Here is a 20,856-nt window from a genome sequence, read left to right on the forward strand (position 1 = left end):
TTTGAGAGCTGCCTTCGGGCAGCTTTTTTTTCAAATTGAGTCTTGCCGCGAATTACACCCAATTAAGCACAAAGGATTCCATTTTGGTCAAAACATAACCCATGAAAAATCCTGAAACTACTAAAAAGCCCCTGCAGCTCTGTTGCAGGGGCTTTGATGTAAACATATAAAAGATATTGTAACGAATTATTTCACCAGCATCTTTTTAGTAATGATTTCGCTATTATCATTTATCAGGCTATATAAGTACAATCCCGGTCTGAATTGAGTCGCATCAAGCGTTACAGAACCTTTTTCTTCAGTCAGCCTGAATTCTTTAAGTGTTTCACCGTTAAGATTGAATACCATCAGCATAACATTCTTTGAGCCTTTAGGGAATGTGTAGCTGATTTCAGTGCTGTTACTGAAAGGATTTGGTGTATTCTGGCCCAGGTAAAACCCGTTTTCAGAGATTTTTTCAATTTCGCTTTTAGAGAAATTATCTTTTGTAACAACATAAGTCCTTGCTTCAGCAAGTTGTTTTTTAAGGTCTTCCACTTCAAGTGACAGCTCCTGTATACCCTTGGTAAGAATCGAAATTACGCCTGTATAATTTACGCTTTTGTAAGTACCAACACCTTCTTCATTGTGATTTTTAACTAATTCTGGAAAAACTTTTTCAACATCCTGGGCTATAAAACCATGCTGGATTGCATCAGGGAATGTAAATCCGAATTTATTTTCACTTACAAAATTATAACTCACAGGCTTAAGTGACCTGATACGTTCAATTACTGATTCTTCTTCTTTTATATCCTGCTTAAATTGCTTGTCTGATGTAAAAGTAGCGGCTGTGGCAACTATAGGCCCACCGAAATCACCTGCTAAAAAATTGGCGGCCAGGATATTATTATTTCCTTTGCGCACCCGTAAGCCAACTTCAAACCTTGAAAATATTTCTACCTGTGCTCTTGGGGGGCGGGTGCCTACATTTCCGGGATCAAACGGTCCTCCGGGATTAACAATCACAAATGCCGGATCTGAAAAGCCGAAAAATGTATTTCCGGTCGGGGCAAATATTGCAGCAGTATTTGATACGGTAGACGTAAAGCTGTCTGCATACCTGATATCAAGCCCTCTTGGCCCAATGTACTGGATGAAAGCGTTGGTTTCTTCAGAACTGTAACCCATTACGAGAGCTTTGCCTTCATCCTGAATTCTCAGCCCGTGTAAACGCTGGCCTGAAGGTGGTGTTACAAGTTCGCCCAACGAAAGCCACCTGTCATTTGCGCCAAACCCGAATGTTGTAGTGCCCGACTGTAATTGTGTAAAAACTCCGGGTTTAAACCTGAATATTTCCTGTGTGCCTAAGCCTGAAGCAGGAATAGTTGTAAGAACCGAACCTTGTGAAAGGTTGTTTTGAGACATACCTGCTACACTACTAAGTAATAGCATGATAAGGGTGGTAATTTTTTTCATAATGAAAATATTTAAAATTAATTATGTTAAATTTAAGAAGCTGTTAATCAGCCTGTTTAAGCTTTAACAGGGAATTAACTTCTGTTTTGAAATGTAATTATCTAATTATTAGATAATTACAATAAACAAAAGCGTTTCGAAATGAAAATTTTTTATAATGCCATTAAACAAAACTTTACTATTACTTTTCAATCTATAAAAATGTTTGCTTATAATTTAGTTTCAATATATCTTTGCTCCCACAAACCCCGGAGGAAAGATTTGTAACTGATTGCAACCTCGTAAAAAAATGCTAAAGCAGGACCCATCTCCCCTTTAGCGCGCGCAATCCATTTCTTTTCTTCGCATAAATTAGTATTGTACTATGGCTTATTTATTTACGTCAGAATCAGTGAGCGAAGGGCATCCTGATAAGATTGCAGACCAGATATCAGACGCGCTGATTGACAATTTCCTGGCTTTTGACCCGGAATCTAAAGTTGCATGCGAAACCCTTGTTACAACCGGGCAGGTAATACTCGCCGGCGAGGTTAAGTCTAAGATTTACCTTGATGTGCAGCAGATTGCCCGTGATGTCATCAAAAAAATCGGATATACAAAAAGCGAATATATGTTTGAGGCTAACTCTTGCGGTGTGCTTAGCGCCATCCATGAGCAAAGCCAGGATATAAACCAGGGTGTAGACCGCCAGAATAAAGAAGACCAGGGCGCGGGTGACCAGGGTATGATGTTTGGTTATGCTACAAACGAAACCGAAGACTATATGCCGCTGGCACTGAACCTTAGCCACAATATACTTCGTGAGCTTGCTGCACTTCGCAGGGAGAATAAAGAGATAACTTACCTCCGCCCAGATGCCAAAAGCCAGGTGACGCTTGAGTATGATGACAATAACCGCCCTGTGCGTATTGATGCAATTGTGGTTTCTACACAGCATGATGATTTTGCTGATGAGCCTGCGATGCTGGCGCAAATAAAAAAGGATATTATTGAGATACTAATTCCTCGCGTGAAGGCAAACCACCCGCAGTATGCTCATTTATTCAATGATGATATCCAATACCACATAAACCCAACCGGTAAGTTTGTTATCGGCGGGCCGCATGGTGATACAGGCCTTACAGGCAGGAAAATCATTGTAGATACTTACGGCGGCAAGGGCGCTCACGGTGGTGGCGCTTTCTCCGGTAAAGACCCGAGCAAAGTTGACCGCAGCGCGGCTTATGCTACACGCCACATTGCGAAGAACCTTGTGGCTGCAGGCCTGGCTGATGAGATACTGGTACAGGTGTCTTACGCTATTGGTGTGGCCAAGCCAACAAACATCTATGTAAACACATACGGTACTGCTAAAGTTGAGCTGACAGATGGTGAAATTGCAACTAAGGTAGAGGAGCTGTTTGACATGCGCCCTTACTTTATTGAGCAGCGCCTGAAACTGCGTAACCCGATATACAGTGAGACTGCTGCTTACGGACACATGGGCCGCAGGCCGGAAACGGTTACAAAGACTTTCCGCTCGCCAAATGGTGAAACTAAGGAAGTAACTGTTGAACTGTTTACGTGGGAAAAACTTGATTATGTTGATAAAGTGAAAGCAGCTTTCGGGTTGTAATTACTAAAAAATATATTTAAAAGGCTGCCAACAGGCAGCCTTTTTCCTTTTCAGGGTTTAAGTGTCACAATCGCGCTTTAGCATATGAACCTGAACTTTTGCACTTACAAACTATACCTCACACTCAGCAGCACATACCTTGGCTGTACCCTGTAGCGCGATGTACTGGTAGAAAACTGGTTAAAGCTGTCATCATTAAGTGAGGTGGTATTGAAGAGGTTTGTGCCTCCTACTTTAAACTCCCATTTGCTGCCGGGCGTTTTGTACATAATGTTGGCGCTTAAAAAGTCAAACTCATTATTGCTTGTTTTGGCATCGTTGTAATAGTGGTTGTACTCATACTCTGCCGTTACCGTAAATCGTTCCAGGAAAAAATAATCCATCCTGGCAAACGGCCTGTGGTTGTAAAATACGTTATCAGCATAATCATTAATGCTAAGGTTATAACCCAGCTCAATGTTTGGCCATTGTTTGTAATTGGTAGAGAAAGCTACGTTGTATGATTGCGTAAACTGCTCATTTTCCTGGCGTACTGAATTTTCAAGGGTAAGCGGTGCGCCTATGGCTGCAGGATCAAAACGGAAGTTGTTGAACTTGTTCCATGACAATACAACGCCTACCGATGCCTTGTAATAACGCTCAAAGCTACGGTCATACCCTGCCCCTCCTGATATGGTTTCATCGGCAAAATTAGAGTTTACCACTGTGCTTATCTGGTTGATGCCGTTAAAACCGGCAAGGCTCTTCACTGCATCCATCCTGCGGGTGTATGTGATTCGCCCGTAAATGTTGGTGAAGTTGAACATATTATACTTTGAATAATCAAGCGTATGGTTTTGGTATAATGCATTCTCAAGATTGCGGTTACCGCGGAAAAGAGATCGGTAACTGGTAAAGATTACATTGTTAGTAAAGTTTGCTACATCCGTAAACTCGGTCGTCATGCTGTAGTTGTAGCGCAGGCGCTCTGATTTTTTTATCTGGTACAGGGCATAAGCATCGGGCAATACACGCCAGAAATTTTGCTCTACTTCAGTCCCTAATTGTTCGTTGGCCGAATTGTATTTGTGCAGGCTCACACCCGGGTTGAACGTAAATTTACCTGTAATAAACTTATAATGCAGCCCAACAAAAATATCGTTGAATGTAAAATCAACATCATTCTTGCTGTTAGCATCAAGGTTATCAATGCTTCCGTCATCAAGCCTCTGGAATATATTTGAGTTGAAATCCTGCCTCGAAAACGTATTACCGAACGTGAGGTTGACAATGCTTCTTGGCGAAAGCGAATAGTAATAGTCTACCTTGGCATCTATCTTATTTGTCTTCACAAACCTGTCCTGCGAGATATCATAACGGTCTGCGGGCGCAAGGCCGAGATTCAGCAGCGGGTCGGCAAACGGCGCATCGGGGAATGGGTTATCTTCAAGATTGGCATTATACAGCGGGTCTTCATCCTGGTACAGGTGCTGCGCTTCCACTGCAAAAACATTTTTATCGTTAAGAGTATAATAGAAATTGATGTTCTGGTTAAATGATAGCGGATTCTGGTCTTTCCCTACATAAATATCCTGGCTTTGCGAAGTTTCCGGCGTTACCGTCTGGAATAAGCTTTGGTCTTCACTTTGCTTCGAAACTTTCAGGAAAGCGTCATAATCAAAATGCACATTGGCATTCGGCTTATAGCTGGAGCTTAGCTTAAACATGCCGAAATCATTCTGCTGTCTTGAATATTCCTCAACGTCCTGCGTGGTTTGCGGCTCGCCTGTAACAGGGTCAAGCACCTGTGTGCGTCGAAAGGTTTCCATATCGGTTTTGTTACTGTTGAAGATGGCAAAACCGCTCAATGTCCATGCCTGGCTTGGGTTATAACTGAAATTGGCGGCGCCAAACTTAGCTTCAATTTCCTTTGCACGGTTATTGCGCAGCCCGGTAATGCCCAGGTCATTGCTGCTGATGTTGAAACTGGTTCCTCCCTTACGCATCAGGTTACGGAAACCGCCTGAGAATTTAATATAATCCTGTATGGTTAGCGGTAATTCGCCATTGTTATTAAAGTTGGCAATGAGGTTCAGGCTGTACTGCGGACTATAGTAAAATATCTTGGGGTTCACGATGTACCTATCGCCATCGCCAATACTGGCACCGGCAAGCATTTCCCCAAACCAGAAGTTCTTCTTGCCGTCTTTCAGCTTAATATTCATTGCCACATTCTCTTCATTATTCTCAAGGCCTTTCAGCTGGCTTACCTCGTTATAATTACGGAGCACTTCAATTTTCTTCAGCGCATCGGCAGGAATATTCTTTACGCCGAGCTTGGTATCGCCGTCAAAGAAATCTTTCCCTTCTACCATCAGCTTGGTTACCCTTTTTCCTTCTACCTGCACCTCGCCATCGGCATTTACTTCAACGCCGGGCAGCTTCTTTAAAACATCTTCCAGTTTGCGCTCAGTTCCGTTTGTGAAAGAGTCGCTGTTGTACACAATGGTATCACCTTTAATTGTCACAGGCATTTCGTGCACAATTTCAACAGCATCAAGCTCTACACCCTGCTTTAATGTAATGTTTTTAACAACGGGCTCAAATTTAAGCTGAAGCTCTTCTTCAAAAGCGGTAAAGCCAATGTAACTCGCCTTAAGTATATACGTGGTATTTGCCTTAAGCAACAGCTGGAAACGCCCCCTGTCATCCGTAATGGCATAACTGTCCATGGCATTGGTGGCCTTGTTTACCGCCATGATATTAGCCATCTCAAGCGCTACTCCTGTTGAATCTTTTATAGTGCCTTCAACTTTTACATTTTGTGCAAAGCAAAGGGCTGATATGAAAAATAACAGCCCTGAAAATATTTTGGTCATGTGTTTGTTTTTGCCTTATTAATTACCCATGCGTATTTGCATACCACCGCCACGAGACTGGTACATATCCCTCATTTCTTCGGCTTTCTTTGCCACAATTTCATCAAATTTTGCCTGGGTTACTTTTTCACCTTTTGTAGGCGCTTTTATAGTTGTCTTCTCTTTAGGGTTCAGCACCACTTTACTGCACAGGATGGTTGTGCGGCCGTCAGTAACCTCAAGGATTAAGCCTGGTAGCCCCCAATAGTTTTCAGGCCCCTGGTTCACAGGTATTTCAGGAGTGTACCATGCTGTAATGGTCTTGTCTTTCGGCATTTCTACCTGGTCCATTATGTTATTGGCCTTTGGCGAATCATCTTTTTTGGTGTCATCTTTCTTGGCTTCAGTTTTCATCCTGTAATTACGGAAATCCGATTTATTTGCGGGCACAGTAGCTGTGGCTTTATAGCATGTATAATTGCCAATTTTGCGCGACTCATTTTCCATCTTCCAGTTGATTTTTGGCAGCGTGTCCTGTATCAGGAATTCTTTACCGAAAATCTCTTTTTCAACCGCAAATGTTTTGTTCTTCACGTTTTTGTAGTGGATGCCGCCACCGCCCATGAACGATGCCATCATGCGCATACCGTTCTCCTGCCCCGGTGCATCAAGGCGCTCTTCTTCTTTGTAAAGCGATGCTGATTTATCGAAATTCAGGATAAAGGTTTTCTCAAAAGCCTTCTTCATACGCTCCTGAATCATCTTTTGCATTTCAGGTGTTATCTGCGGGCTGTCCATCTTGAAGTCGCCGGTGCTGGTTTTAGATTCATAAACCGCCATCCCCTGGAAATCCTGGGCGTGAAGCGTTACTACAGACGATGCTGCCACCACAAAATATAGAAATAATTTTTTCATTTCAATTTAAGTTTAAATTGTAAGACGATTCAGTAATGTGTTTGTTACAAGGTTATTCAAATATAAAATACTTTAAAACGTTATTTTTGTACTTTGCGACACATTATGTATAAACTCGCTGCCTTCTTACTGCTTTTTACAGCTGCCGTTTTTGCGCAGGAGCTTACTGTTCCCGCAAAATTCCTGTCAAAGTTTGATGCAGGGCCGCAGCAGTTTTTGGGCACAGACGCTTTCGGGGCACGCTACAGCATTGCCGATAATGAATACAGGAAGTTAACGGAAAATTCCTTACAAAAGTATAAGAACCTGCAGTTGGGCGCCATAACCCGCGTTGACCTTCAGAACCCGTTACAAGTAGTACTGTTTTACAAGCGGTTCAATACTGTGGTCTTGCTTGATAACCAGGCAAACGAGACACGCCGCATCAATTTTAATGACCTTGGCAAGCCCAATGAAACCATGAATCCTATTGTTGCCGATGCCGTAGGCCTTGCCAGCCAGAACAGGCTTTGGGTGTACGACATCAATACGCTGCAGCTTGGATTGTTTGATTTTGTACAGAATACCTTCAGGGCAATAACGCCACCGTTCCGCGACACTATTAAACATTACCAAAGCGATTACAATTATTTCTGGTGGATAGATGTTACGGGCAAATGCTTCAGGGCAAACCTTTTCGGGAAGATTGATTTTTTGGGGAATGTTCCTGAAAATGATGCGGTAACCATAGTTTCAAACAGGTACGCCATGCTACGAAAAGGCGACACTTTAAGCCTTTACGACATGGAGACCCAAAAGCACACGCCGATTGCCATTGCTGAAAAAACTTTTGAGAGTTTCCAATATTCCGGCGAGATTTTATCTATTTTTACAGGCACTCAAATCACGAACTATAAAATAACTTTACCCAGATAATGCATATAGCTGTAGCCGGAAACATTGGCGCCGGAAAGACCACTCTCACAGGGCTTTTGGCCAAACATTTTAAATGGGAACCTCACTATGAAGACGTGGTGGACAACCCGTATCTCGATGATTTTTACCACCAGATGGAGCGTTGGTCTTTCAACCTGCAGATATACTTTTTGAACAGCCGTTTCAGCCAGATTTTGCAGATTCGCGAAAGCGGTAAAAACATAATCCAGGACCGGACGATTTATGAAGATTCGCACATATTTGCGCCTAACCTCCATGCCATGGGCCTGATGACCAACCGCGACTATAATAATTACAAATCGCTTTTTGAGCTGATGGAAAAGCTGGTAGCACCTCCTGATTTGCTTATTTATCTCCGCAGTTCTATCCCAAATCTTGTAAAACAGATTCACAAACGCGGCCGAGATTATGAAAATTCTATTTCAATTGATTACCTGAGCCGACTGAACGAGCGCTACGAAGCGTGGATTCACAGTTATGACAAAGGCAAGCTGCTGATCATTGATGTAGATAATATCAACTTCGTGGATAACCCGGAAGATCTGGGCGACATCATCAACAGAATTAATGCGCAGGTGAACGGACTCTTTTAGTTTGAAAGTTGACTTACTCACCTGTAAACTTAACTAAGAAAAAATTTTGAAATACGGCTATGTTAATGGTTTCTTAAATACTGCACTCACATTTCCTCAGCATACAACAAAATAAAATGCCTTTCACTTACATGAAAGGCATTTTTATTCTTACTAAAATAAATGTTAACTACTTCTCTTTCCTGAACGCATCTATTTGCGAGTTCACTTCAGCTTCGGTGCCTTCAAAAACTTTTTCATCATGAGTCACCTCGTCATCGTTAGATACAGATACGATATGCACTGTAGCCCTCACCTTTCCGTCAGCCATCGTTTGCTTGTCAATTGTAACCTCACGGCTTGATTCCTGAGCTGTTACTACAGGTTTACCCTCTTCATCAACTACAACCGTCTGAACTGAACTAACGCCTGTTGCCGTTGTTTCAGCACTGTGTCCGCCCAATATTGGTGCGATTACAAGCCCGATAAGGCATGTTAGCTTAATCAGGATGTTCATTGACGGGCCTGAGGTGTCTTTGAACGGGTCACCCACCGTATCGCCTGTTACAGCGGCTTTATGCGCGTCTGAGCCCTTGTATGTCATCTCGCCATTAATCATTACACCTGCCTCGAACGATTTTTTAGCGTTGTCCCATGCACCACCGGCGTTATTCTGGAACACAGCCCAAAGCACACCCGATACCGTTACACCTGCCATATAGCCCCCAAGCATCTCTGCAACAAGCTGATAGTCTTCAGGATAAATAAGCATTCCTATCAATACGATTGCGATTGGGAAGCCGATTGTAAGTATTCCAGGCAGCATCATTTCACGAAGTGCGGCTTTGGTTGAAATTTCAACACATTTGCCATACTGCGGCTTGCCTGTACCTTCCATAATTCCCGGAATTTCTCGGAACTGGCGGCGCACTTCATACACCATATCCATCGCCGCTTTACCTACCGAATTCATTGCCAATGCCGAAAATACTACCGGCACCATACCGCCTATAAATAGCATTGCCAGTACCGGAGCCTTGAAGATGTTTATACCGTCAATGCCCGTAAACGTTACGTATGCCGCGAAAAGTGCCAGCGATGTAAGTGCAGCCGAAGCAATGGCAAAGCCTTTACCTGTAGCCGCTGTGGTGTTACCCACCGAGTCTAAAATGTCGGTACGGGTACGCACTTCTTTAGGTAGTTCGCTCATTTCTGCGATACCACCCGCGTTATCTGAAATTGGTCCGAAAGCATCGATGGCCAGCTGCATTGCCGTAGTTGCCATCATGGCCGAAGCTGCAAGCGCAACACCGTAAAATCCTGCAAATGCGTAAGATGCCCATATTGCACCTGCAAAAAGCAATATCGTAGGGAACGTTGAAACCATGCCCGTTGCAAGCCCTGCAATAATGTTGGTACCGGCGCCTGTGCTTGATTTTTGTACGATAGCGAGGATCGGCTTTTTACCCAAGCCAGTGTAATATTCTGTTACTGAAGAGATAACGCCGCCAACAACAAGGCCAACAAGCGTTGCGTAGAATACCCTCATTGATGAAATTTCCATAGTGCCTTCGCCATAGAATGTCATTTGCATTACGTCAGGCAGCATGTAGTCAACCAGGAAAAAACATGAAACGGCTACCAGTATGATAGACACCCAGTTACCTATGTTTAGCGCGCCCTGTACCTGGGCTTCTTTGGCGTTATTATCTTTAATGCGAACCAGCATTGTACCGATTATCGAGAACAAAATACCGAAACCTGCAATAGCCATAGGCAATAATATAGGGCCGATACCGCCGAATGCATCATTAATGCTTCCGCCCATGTCTTTAATTACGTAGTTACCAAGCACCATCGCCGCAAGCACCGTTGCTACATATGAGCCGAAAAGGTCGGCTCCCATACCTGCTACATCACCTACGTTATCGCCTACGTTATCAGCAATTGTAGCCGGGTTACGCGGGTCATCTTCAGGGATTCCTGCTTCTACTTTACCTACAAGGTCAGCGCCAACGTCAGCTGCCTTTGTATAGATACCGCCACCTACACGGGCAAAAAGCGCAATAGACTCAGCGCCAAGCGAAAAGCCCGCAAGGGTTTCAAGAACTATGGTCATATCCATGGTGTTCGTCCAGACACCACCCATGAAATAATGGAAGAAAAATATAAAGAATGCTGTAAGCCCAAGTACTGCAAGGCCTGCAACACCAAGACCCATTACGGTACCTCCGCCAAAAGATACCTTAAGTGCCTGCGGAAGGCTGCTGCGCGCTGCCTGAGTTGTCCTTACGTTTGTTTTGGTGGCTATTTTCATGCCCATATTACCTGCCAGCGCAGAGAATATCGCCCCGAAAATGAATGCCACAATAATAAGCATATCAGTTGTCGGCACAATGTAAGCAATGGCTGCCAGGGCAATACTCGCCACTACTACAAAGATAGCAAGGAGCCTGTATTCTGCCTTCAGGAAAGCCAGCGCCCCTTCATAGATGTAATCTGAGATTTCTTTCATCTTGCCATCCCCTGCATCCTGCTTTAACACCCATGAGCGCTTTGCGGCCATAAACAGCAGCCCCAGCAGCGCCATGGCAGCAGGTACATAAATCATAATTGAATCCATAGAATAAATAGTTTTTTGGTTTGGTTGTTAAAATATTTGTATATAACGACACCAAGATAAACAAAAAAAGCAATACTCTCTACAGAATATTGCTTTTTACTTATTTTATTATGAAGTATTCTTAGCTTATGCTAAAAAGCCCAGCAGGCTTGTTTTCCATTGAAGCGAAACGTGCAATACATTCGTCAATAATGGCATGGGCTTCATTCACGTCTCCCCATCCTTCAACATCAACTTTCTTTTGCTCAAGGTCTTTGTATACCTGGAAAAAGTGCTCAATTTCCTTCAAAAGGTGCGGGTTCATATCGCTTAGGTCCTGAAGCTTGTTCCAAACAGGGTCGCTTACCGGCACACATACAATTTTCTCATCCGGGCCTTTTTCATCTGCCATGTGGAAAACGCCTATTGGCTTAACCTCCATTACACAACCCGGGAAAGTAGGCTCAGTTACAAGCACAAGAACATCAAGCGGGTCACCGTCAAGCGCCAGTGTTTCAGGTATAAAACCGTAATCTGCAGGGTACATCATGCTTGAGAAAAGCATCCTGTCATAACGGATTTTCTTCAGCCTGAAATCATATTCATATTTGTTCCTGCTTCCCTTCGGTATTTCGATAAGAACATCGAAAGATTGTAATTTTGCTTTCGTCATTGTATTTTTTTACTTTATTTCAATAAAATTGCGGGTGCAAAAGTAAGCCAAAATAATTCTCCTGCAAGTTAAAACCCGTTAAAACACAAGCGAAAACGATAGATTTACAATTATTTAATGCGGGAATTTTCGCCCACGCTTTTCAAGGTAGTAATGCCATAGTAAAAATGCAGCGGCTGTTCGGTAGGGAGACCATGTTTTGGTAAGCTCAAGAATATCGGCCATCGTTGTTAATCCCCATAAATCTTTAATGGATGCCAGTATACCGATATCTCCCAAAGGCAATATATCCGGAGAGCGAAGGCTAAACATCAGGTACACATCTATCGTCCAGTTGCCAATGCCTTTGACCTTAATCAGTTCCTGGCGAACATCATCAGGATGCATGGTTTTATATCTTTCAAAACCGACATCACCATGAACAATTGCCTGAGCAAGAGCCTTTATATAAATAGTCTTTTGCCTCGTGATTCCGCAGGCGCGTATTACTTCGTCAGAAAGCTGTAGTATGTTTTCGGCAGTTAGCTCCAACGCCGCTTCTTTCAGCTTGTAATATACGGCGCGGGCTGAATTAAGTGAAACCTGCTGCTCCAGTATTGTACGCACCATACTCTCAAAACCTTCAGGCCGGGACGGAAAAGAGGGCATACCGTATTCAGCTACAATTTGTGCAAATCGCTCGTCTGCCTCAACAAGTATTTGCACATGCTCTTCCATTACTTAAGCAAAGATTATTTTAGAAGTGGAAGCCGAAAACCCCTTTCACCGCAAACCTGTTGGCTCCCGGCAGGTCAAGATAGCTGCCACGCCATGCAAAATCTATGCGGAATACCTTGAATATATTACCGATACCGGCATGGTATTCCCAATACACATCTTCAGGTGCGCGGTACACAATATTTGAAGCATTAAGCCTTATATTACCTTCACTTACAGTTCCGTATACGCCTTTTATACCTACAATCTCACGGAGGTTAAGGTCGCGAAGTCCCGGAATCCTTGAGAATAGCCTGCCGTTGAAGTTGTGCTCAAAATGCAGAGAAACATATTCATCTGCCACAAATTCATAGTAGTCCATGAGGTTGTAGGTATTTTCAATGATGAAATACGACTGGTTGCCCGGCACAATACCCATAAGCCCAAGCGGCACATCGCCAAAAATCTTACCGGCTTCTAGTGTAGTGAATAGTCGGCCGAAGCCACCCACCAACACCGGCTGCTTGTAGTAAAACTGCAGTTTCTGATATTCAAAATCACTCTCAAGAATACCTTTAATCCCCTGGGTGAAATTAAGGAATATGCGGGCATAATTGTAATCTACATCGCTTCGTTCAACACCATAGCCAATTGTCCTCCGGAAAGGCGTATAATCAATCAGGAATCCATATTCATACTGCCTTGTAAAGCCATTTGTACCTTTTGAATGGTCATTGGGATCTAGATAATAATCAAGGCTGAAGGTATTTGGCGATGCTGACTTCAATGTCCTGTATGAAAAGCTTGTACGGAATACAAGATGTTTCACCGGCTCAATCTCAGCTGAAAATGTCGTAAAATTAATATCTGTAAGCTTGCTGTTGTCTCCGCTGGCAAATATGGCAGAAGATGCAAAGCTTCGCCCTAAGACATCATTAGTTGCTGTGAGGCTCACCCCTATCTGCTCTACATCGCGCCTGTTACCCACAGCCAGGATAATGCGGTTTTTCTCATTCACCATCCATTTACCGCTGATACCGTATTTAAAGCGATTGTCTTTAAATCCGTAAGCAGTGTAGCCCTCAATTCGCCAAGGGTCGTTCTGGCTGAAATATGTCCGCCCGCCGGTACGCAGCCTGAGGCCTTCTACATCATTGTACCCGACCGTTGAGAATATTGGCCCATAGTCAAAATCGCCAATCTGGTAGTAGCCGCTGCCTAACGTAGCCACAATATCATAATATCGCCTGAAGCGCGGAACGGTCTTAAGCGTGTCGAGCATCTTATAAATACCGGCCTCATCTTTGTTTAGCTTTTCAAACCGGTTTTGTGCCCAATACTCATCGCCTTTTTGATAAATAGCTTCGTCATTGCGGTTTACATCCTGCCGATAAAAATCCTGGGGTTTTTGTATGTTGAACTGGTGATTACGTGCCAGGGTAGTACGCTTGCCATATACTCCTTTTGATTTTTCCCGTTTGTTCAGGGCAAAATCAGTCATCATGTGATCACGTGTCAGAAGAAAGACCGAATCGTTCAGCACCTCAAATTCCTGCTCTATGTAGATATCTTTCACCCAGTTGATGTTGGCGTTTCTGCTAACCGACATATCGATTTTCTTGATTGCATAAGTAGTATCATTCACCCAGAAGCTACCTTTGAAAGTAAGTTCATTCTTCCGCCTGGGGTAGAAAACTATGTTGTAGCACCATTTATTATCGATATAGCTGCTATCGGCCAGTACATAATTATATACATTAATACCTGTGCGTGACAGCGGACTCACAAAATCTTTATCAAAAAGCTTTAAGTAATTGTCGTAGATATCGTAATCAGCGTAAAGGTCTTTTATAAATGCAATTATCTGCTGGTTGTTGCTAAAGCCTGAATTTTTATTGGCTTTGGTTATCTCCTTTTTGCTGTTAGTAGTATTATCGCCGTACACTTCTCCAAGACTTTCATTGATGAAGATTGGCAGGTAAGTTTTACCCGTAACGTTTGATGTATCAACGTATTTGAAAATAAACTCCATACCCTTAAACAGCTTGCTCTGCATCATGGTACTGTCAATGCTGTTCATATCAAATTCTACTTTCTCGTATTTTTCATACTGGTACTGGTCAAACATGTACAAGCCATTTTTGCGGCGGCGTTCCCATATCTTTCGCAGAATATCTATTGCAGGATTATTTTTCTTGGACGTTTTACCGCCATAAACCTGTACTTCTTTAAGCATTTGGCCGGCTCCAAGAGATATTTTCAGGTCATAGTTTACAGACTTTTCCAACGGTACTTCCTTTACCGGATAACCTACAAAATTTACCACTAGTGTACTGCGGCTTTCTTTTGACTCAAGGTAAAACTTTCCGTTCTCGTCAGTAATAACCCCTTCAGTTGTCCCTTTAAAATAAACGTTGGCATAAGGTACCGGGGTGGCAGTATCATCAAGCACAATACCGCTCACTTTGGTCTGCGCAAAAGCAGCGCTTACAGTAAGCAGCAAAAGGCAGGCAACAATAAAAATCTTTTTCATGCAGAAATAAAAAACTTCACCGGGCGGGATGCCTGATGAAGTTTCAAATATAGATTATATTTTATTACTTGTACATAACTTTTTTGACAGCCTTAACAACATCACCAGCGTTAGGAAGCCATTCCTTCAAAAGGTTAGGCGAATATGGGGCTGGCGTATCAGCTGTTGTTATCCTCTGGATAGATGCATCAAGGTAATCAAACGCACGCTCCTGAACAATGTATGTTATCTCTGAAGCAACGCTGGCAAACGGCCAAGCCTCTTCAAGAACTACCAGCCTGTTGGTTTTTTTAACCGATTCAAGAATGGTGTTATGATCCATAGGGCGAACGGTACGCAGGTCGATGATTTCGCAGCTGATTCCGTCTTTTTCAAGCTCGTCAGCAGCAATGAAAGCTTCTTTGATGATTTTACCGAAAGATACGATTGTCACATCTTTACCTTCACGCTTCACATCAGCCACGCCAAGCGGAATAGTGTATTCTCCATCAGGCACTTCGCCTTTGTCGCCATACATCTGCTCCGATTCCATGAAGATTACCGGGTCATTATCACGGATTGCCGACTTCAATAATCCTTTTGCATCGTAAGGGTTTGATGGTACAACTACCTTAAGCCCCGGCGTGTTGGCATACCAGTTTTCAAAAGCCTGAGAGTGCGTTGCAGCAAGCTGCCCTGCTGAAGCTGTAGGCCCGCGGAATACCATCGGCATACTGAACTGCCCTGCCGACATCTGGCGCATTTTAGCAGCGTTGTTGATTATCTGGTCAATACCTACAAGAGAGAAGTTGAAGGTCATAAATTCCACAATTGGCCTGTTGCCATTCATGGCGCTGCCTACCGCGATACCTGCAAAACCAAGCTCGGCAATAGGTGTATCTATAACCCGCTTCGGACCAAATTCATCAAGCATTCCTTTAGAGGCTTTATAAGCTCCGTTATATTCGGCAACCTCCTCGCCCATTAAGTATATCGTTTCGTCACGGCGCATCTCTTCGCTCATCGCTTCGCAAATCGCTTCCCTGAATTGTATGGTCCTCATAGTGTGTTTCCTGATTTAATTGAATGGCAAAAATAATTATTTAAGTTATTATAAGTGTTATCTTAGAAAAATATTTCATTTCGATATCTATGTCTATTAATGTACGTAAATGCTTAAAAAATTAACATTTAATTAACATTAATGCGTAATTACAAATACTGCTTTATAATAATTTTACAAAATCAGCTGATAAAAATATTTTACTAACTTCAATTTTTAAAAAATGAAAAAAGTTCCTTACCTGCTTTTAATCGCACTATTATTCAGTGCAAGTTTTTTAACCAGTTGTTCAGAAGACAGCGAATCTATTAATTTCTCAGAGACTCAGAATAACGATGATGCTTTCTTAAAAACATTTTATTCTGGTGATTTTAGACTAGGAAAATCTGTGGATATTAATTTGTCTTCACACAATAGAACCGCCGAAGGAAGGTTTTATACCGTAACAGAAGTTTTTGTTGGCAATGAGACTGTTGCTCGGGGATACAATTTCGTAGATAAAACTACTAGAAAACTAGTTTACTTTGCAGATGTTGATCGCGTTAATAATGTGCTAACAATCGTAGATCTTTCAACAAACGAAAGAATTATTACTGATAGAATTAACGAACTTCCCGAATATGAGGTTACTGATAGATTTAACTTTATAAAAGTTATCGAAGATCCAAGTTTTGACCCACCGGCAAATCAAATTATGGGTTATAGAGATTGCTATCGAACTGGAAATCACCAATATCTTTATTCTGGTGGTGAAGCTGTATCAGAAAGTTGTGAATGGAACTGCGCAAGGACATTTCTTGGTATAAAATTACGTAGATTTACTATGTGGGCTGGATGTTAGCCAGTACAAAAGGATGTAATATACAAATGCATGGAGTAATATTTACTCTATGCATTTTATCATTATTATCATTTGATTGTTTTTCACAAACATCAGAAAGAATCTTTCAAATTGCCGATAAAGATTCAGTTCCTGTACCGGATGCTATCATAAAAGTCTATTTCAAAAATTCTGAGATACAACTCATCTCCGATAGCGTTGGGAAATTCGTTTTAAAAGAAACTGAGATAAAGGATATTAAAAAGTTAGAAATAAGGCATCTTAATTTTGAAGACAAAATAATTAAGTTCCCTACACATAATCAAATAATTCTAAATGAAAAGGCTTATTTATTAGATGTTACTACTGTTTCGGGAAAGATTAAAATTGTGAGAGAACCTACTTTGGAAAATTTCGGATTTAATTACATTGTAGTTAATTTTATTCCTGGCACCAAAACTGAAAATAAAATAATAAAAAAATTAAAGTATAATACTGTTAACTTCGGAGGAGTAAAGGGTTTGAAATATTTACCTTTTAAAGCTAATTTATATTTAGTGGATTCACTGACAGGTTTTCCGGGAAAACAACTTATACCGGACGGCATTTTACTGAAGCGGACAGACAATAAAAGATATGTTGAAGCAGACATTTCTGATTACAACATTTCGATGCCTAAAAATGGCATTTTTATCGCATTTGAATTACTCCCTGAAGAATCATATAAAATAAAATATATTCAATCGAGATATGGTGCTATAAGCGCTGTACCTGCATTAAAAATAATACGTATTGAATCAGTGAAATCTTATATTTTGTTTCCTTATCAAAGATTTGATGAACGCAATATTTGGGTAAGGCAAGAAAGCAATTATGATATGATTATAGAATTCTAAACAACTTAATAAGCATGATGAAATATCTCGCAGTACTCCTTTTCGCAGTGTTACTACAACTGCCTCAACAACAATACGCAACCAAAACATCTATTGACGAGATTATAGCCCAAAACAAGGGTAAAGTTATAGTAATAGATTATTGGGCCAGCTGGTGCAAACCCTGCCGTAAAGAAATGCCGGCAATGAAATCTCTAATGAAAAAATACAAAAATTCAGATATTGCATTTGTGTTCATATCAATGGATATTGATCAGGAAAAATGGAAAGAAGCCGCTGAAAAAGAAGGCATTGCCGAAGAACCTTACAGCTATATGTCTTTTCAGATTAAAAAAACGGAGCTCGCAAAAACCATAAAAGGATCATCTATACCCAATTATGTAATTTTTGATAAAAACGGTATCCTTGTAAACAATAATGCTCCACGTCCCGGTAAAAAATTACAGGCAGAGATAGATAAATACCTGAATCAATAATCAGCACATAAAATAAGCCGCGACGCAGCATTTGCTGTAATTTCTTTCGAAAACGAAATAGTAGGATGCTTAGCATCAAAATATTATGCATGCATAATTGTTTATTTCGATAATATTAAGTAATTTCGTTGCCCAAAATATAGCATTTATAATTTAATAAATTCAATAAAATGAAAATATTAGTCTGCATCAGCCACGTGCCTGATACTACTGCAAAAATCAACTTCACCAACGGCGACGCTGAGTTTGACACCAACGGCGTACAGTTTGTAATAAACCCGAATGACGAGTTTGGCCTTACAAGGGCAATCATATTTAAAGAGCAACAGGGCGCGAGTGTTACAGTGGTAAACGTTGGCGGTACTGATGCTGAAGCAACGTTAAGGAAAGCCCTTGCCATAGGCGCTGACGAGGCTATACGTGTGAACGCAAACCCTACCGATGGTTTCTTTGTGGCTAAACAGCTTGCTGAAGTGGTAAAGAATGGAGGTTATGACCTTGTAATTGCCGGTAAAGAATCTCTTGACTATAACGGCGGAATGGTTCCTGGAATGCTTGCAGCAATGCTTAACTTTGATTTTGTAAATTCTTGCCTTAAGCTTGAAGTAAACGGTACCGAGGCGAAAGCCGTTCGCGAAATTGACGGTGGTAAGGAAACATTAAGCGCTAAATTGCCACTAGTTGTAGGCGGACAAAAAGGCCTTGTGGAAGAAAAAGACCTGAGGATACCAAACATGCGTGGTATTATGATGGCACGCCAAAAAGCCCTTACTGTACTTGAGCCAACCGGAGCCGACAGCAAGACAAAAGCAGTTAAATTTGAAAAACCTGCACCAAAGTCAGCTGTGAAGATGATAAGCCCAGACAACCTTGATGAACTTGTAAACCTGCTGCACAACGAAGCGAAAGTAATTTAATGAAACGATGAATTAATTTTTCAATGTAGCAATTCCGCGCAAGAAGCCAATTGATACATTGATACATTTTCAAATTAAAAAATTAAAAACATGTCAATCTTAATATACGCTGAACAAGCTGAAGGAAAATTTAAAAAGACGGCGTTTGAGCTTGCTTCTTACGCTAAAAAAATAGCCGGCGAAACCGGTACTACTGTTACCGCAGTAACAATTAACGCCAATGATGTTTCGGCACTTGGCCAATATGGCGTTGATAAAGTGCTTAACGTGAAAAATGATAAGCTTGCTACATTTAATGCAAAGGCTTATGCTGATGCTATAAAGCAGGCTGCGCAAAAAGAAGGGGCTAAAATTGTTGTACTTTCATCAACTACTGATAGCCTATACCTTGCTCCGCTTGTAGCTGTAGGCCTTGAGGCTGGTTATGCTTCAAACGTGGTGGCTGCGCCAATAAGCCTTTCGCCTTTCCAGGTTAAGAGAAATGCATTTTCAAATAAAGCTTTCAACATCACTGAAATAAATACTGATGTAAAGGTTATCGCAATCGGTAAAAACTCATTCGGACTTGTAGAATCTAACGGCGCTGCTACTGTAGAAGAGTTTAATCCAACATTAAATGATGCCGACTTCTCAGTAAAAGTTGAGTCGTCTGAAAAAGTTACGGGTAAAGTTACTATCGCTGATGCTGACGTTGTAGTATCGGGTGGCCGCGGACTGAAAGGCCCTGAAAACTGGCACCTTATTGAAGACCTTGCTGCTGCTTTTGGTGCTGCAACAGCCTGCTCTAAGCCGGTGAGCGACCTTGGCTGGAGGCCTCACAGCGAGCACGTTGGCCAGACAGGTAAGCCTGTAGCATCAAACTTGTATGTAGCTGTGGGTATTTCAGGGGCGATACAGCACATCGCGGGTATCAATTCATCTAAAGTTAAAGTGGTAATCAACGCTGATGCTGATGCACCTTTCTTTAAAGTTGCTGACTACGGTATTGTAGGTGATGCTTTTGAAATACTGCCGAAACTGACAGAAAAAATTAAAGCCTTCAAGGCACAAAACTCATAATTTTATTATAAATTGTGCCCACTTTCGGGCTATCCGGATGACGATAGTTTTATCTTTGTTTGGATAGCCCTTATTTTTTGCACTAACATTTTATGAGCTTAGTAAAACTTACTATAAAAGGCATCTCATACAGCCAGACCCAAAACGGAGCCTATGCCCTGATACTTAACGAGGTTGATGGCGAACGCAAACTACCAATAGTTATTGGCGCTTTTGAAGCCCAGTCTATTGCCATTGCCCTTGAAAAAGAGATAAAGCCGCCAAGGCCCCTTACTCATGACCTTTTCAAGAATTTTGCCGACAGGTTTGATATCGTAGTAAAGCAGGTGATTATTCACAAACTGGTTGACGGGGTTTTCTTCTCGAGCATAATTTGCGAACGTGACCGTATTGAAGAAATAATTGATGCCAGGACAAGCGATGCTATTGCACTTGCACTTCGTTTCAATGCGCCGATTTTCACCTACAAAAACATACTTGACAAAGCAGGTATCTACCTCAAAATAAGCCCGGAAACAGAAGGAGAGCATCATCCTGACGAAGTGCTTACAGAGCCTGAAACATTCGGCAGCAGCAGTACAGTTTCGGGTGAAGGTTATACACAATACAGCCTCCAGGAACTGCATGAAATGCTTGAAGGTGCGGTGCAGAATGAGGATTACGAGAAAGCCGCCAAGATTCGCGATGAAATTTCTAAAAGGGAGAGTTGATTTAGGTAAGCTGGTGATTTGGTTATTTGGTCAGTTGATGAGCTATTTAACCGTTAATAAAAATTTAAAAAATTCCCGTGAGCTTCCGTCACGGGAATT

General features: G+C 41.9%; 17 protein-coding genes. 9 read left to right on the forward strand and 8 right to left on the reverse strand.

Features of this window, described 5'->3' with window-relative positions; genetic code table 11:
• Positions 1-186 precede the first annotated feature (186 nt).
• Entirely contained in the window at positions 187-1,458 is a 1,272-nt protein-coding gene (locus LRS05_RS14835; RefSeq protein ID WP_257869028.1) for a tail fiber domain-containing protein, read from the reverse strand.
• A gap of 364 nt (positions 1,459-1,822) precedes the next feature.
• On the opposite strand from LRS05_RS14835, the gene metK reads away from it, so the two are divergent.
• Positions 1,823-3,073, forward strand: a complete 1,251-nt coding sequence (gene metK / locus LRS05_RS14840; RefSeq protein ID WP_257869029.1) for a methionine adenosyltransferase — start codon at positions 1,823-1,825, stop codon at positions 3,071-3,073.
• Positions 3,074-3,177: 104 nt separating this feature from the next.
• Here metK and LRS05_RS14845 read toward each other — a convergent pair whose 3' ends face one another.
• Positions 3,178-5,931 carry a TonB-dependent receptor gene (locus LRS05_RS14845; RefSeq protein WP_257869030.1) on the reverse strand — a complete coding sequence of 918 codons (2,754 nt, stop codon included), beginning with the start codon at positions 5,929-5,931 and terminating at the stop codon, positions 3,178-3,180.
• 18 nt (positions 5,932-5,949) lie between these two features.
• A complete protein-coding gene (locus LRS05_RS14850) occupies positions 5,950-6,825 on the reverse strand; it encodes a GLPGLI family protein (RefSeq protein WP_257869031.1) in 876 nt (291 codons plus the stop codon).
• Between the two features lie 105 nt (positions 6,826-6,930).
• Between LRS05_RS14850 and LRS05_RS14855 the strand changes: the two genes are divergently transcribed.
• Both LRS05_RS14855 and LRS05_RS14860 read left to right on the forward strand, forming a co-directional pair.
• A complete protein-coding gene (locus LRS05_RS14855; RefSeq protein ID WP_257869032.1) occupies positions 6,931-7,740 on the forward strand; it encodes a hypothetical protein in 810 nt (269 codons plus the stop codon).
• On the forward strand, positions 7,740-8,354 hold the full coding sequence (locus tag LRS05_RS14860) for a deoxynucleoside kinase (protein ID WP_257869033.1): 615 nt from the start codon (positions 7,740-7,742) through the stop codon (positions 8,352-8,354). The genes LRS05_RS14855 and LRS05_RS14860 overlap by 1 nt, the downstream gene beginning before the upstream one ends.
• Before the next feature lie 169 nt (positions 8,355-8,523).
• Here the strand turns inward: LRS05_RS14860 and LRS05_RS14865 are convergent, their stop codons facing one another.
• The 5 genes from LRS05_RS14865 to LRS05_RS14885 form a co-directional block, all read right to left on the reverse strand.
• Positions 8,524-10,956, reverse strand: coding sequence for a sodium-translocating pyrophosphatase (locus LRS05_RS14865; protein WP_257869034.1), 2,433 nt, complete (start codon positions 10,954-10,956; stop codon positions 8,524-8,526).
• A 121-nt stretch (positions 10,957-11,077) separates the two neighbouring features.
• Complete coding sequence (locus LRS05_RS14870) at positions 11,078-11,608, reverse strand: inorganic diphosphatase (protein WP_257869035.1); 531 nt, start codon at positions 11,606-11,608, stop codon at positions 11,078-11,080.
• A 114-nt stretch (positions 11,609-11,722) separates the two neighbouring features.
• Positions 11,723-12,325, reverse strand: a complete 603-nt coding sequence (locus LRS05_RS14875) for a DNA-3-methyladenine glycosylase (protein ID WP_257869036.1) — start codon at positions 12,323-12,325, stop codon at positions 11,723-11,725.
• Positions 12,326-12,344: 19 nt separating this feature from the next.
• Positions 12,345-14,837: a DUF5686 and carboxypeptidase-like regulatory domain-containing protein gene (locus LRS05_RS14880; protein WP_257869037.1), complete on the reverse strand. Its 2,493-nt coding sequence runs from the start codon at positions 14,835-14,837 to the stop codon at positions 12,345-12,347.
• Positions 14,838-14,901: 64 nt separating this feature from the next.
• Positions 14,902-15,879, reverse strand: a complete 978-nt coding sequence (locus LRS05_RS14885) for a pyruvate dehydrogenase complex E1 component subunit beta (protein WP_257869038.1) — start codon at positions 15,877-15,879, stop codon at positions 14,902-14,904.
• Positions 15,880-16,102: 223 nt separating this feature from the next.
• Here LRS05_RS14885 and LRS05_RS14890 point away from each other — a divergent pair, with 223 nt between their 5' ends.
• From LRS05_RS14890 to LRS05_RS14915, 6 genes are all read left to right on the forward strand, one after another.
• Complete coding sequence (locus tag LRS05_RS14890; protein WP_257869039.1) at positions 16,103-16,720, forward strand: hypothetical protein; 618 nt, start codon at positions 16,103-16,105, stop codon at positions 16,718-16,720.
• On the forward strand, positions 16,714-17,595 hold the full coding sequence (locus LRS05_RS14895; protein ID WP_257869040.1) for a hypothetical protein: 882 nt from the start codon (positions 16,714-16,716) through the stop codon (positions 17,593-17,595). Before LRS05_RS14890 ends, LRS05_RS14895 begins: the two co-directional genes overlap by 7 nt.
• Before the next feature lie 14 nt (positions 17,596-17,609).
• Positions 17,610-18,071: a TlpA disulfide reductase family protein gene (locus LRS05_RS14900; protein ID WP_257869041.1), complete on the forward strand. Its 462-nt coding sequence runs from the start codon at positions 17,610-17,612 to the stop codon at positions 18,069-18,071.
• A 170-nt stretch (positions 18,072-18,241) separates the two neighbouring features.
• Entirely contained in the window at positions 18,242-18,988 is a 747-nt protein-coding gene (locus LRS05_RS14905; RefSeq protein WP_257869042.1) for an electron transfer flavoprotein subunit beta/FixA family protein, read from the forward strand.
• Between the two features lie 90 nt (positions 18,989-19,078).
• On the forward strand, positions 19,079-20,047 hold the full coding sequence (locus tag LRS05_RS14910; protein ID WP_257869043.1) for an electron transfer flavoprotein subunit alpha/FixB family protein: 969 nt from the start codon (positions 19,079-19,081) through the stop codon (positions 20,045-20,047).
• Positions 20,048-20,139: 92 nt separating this feature from the next.
• On the forward strand, positions 20,140-20,757 hold the full coding sequence (locus LRS05_RS14915; protein ID WP_257869044.1) for a bifunctional nuclease family protein: 618 nt from the start codon (positions 20,140-20,142) through the stop codon (positions 20,755-20,757).
• Positions 20,758-20,856 lie beyond the last annotated feature (99 nt).

The organism is Flavobacterium sp. J372, from assembly GCF_024699965.1.
Lineage (GTDB): Bacteria > Bacteroidota > Bacteroidia > Flavobacteriales > Flavobacteriaceae > Flavobacterium.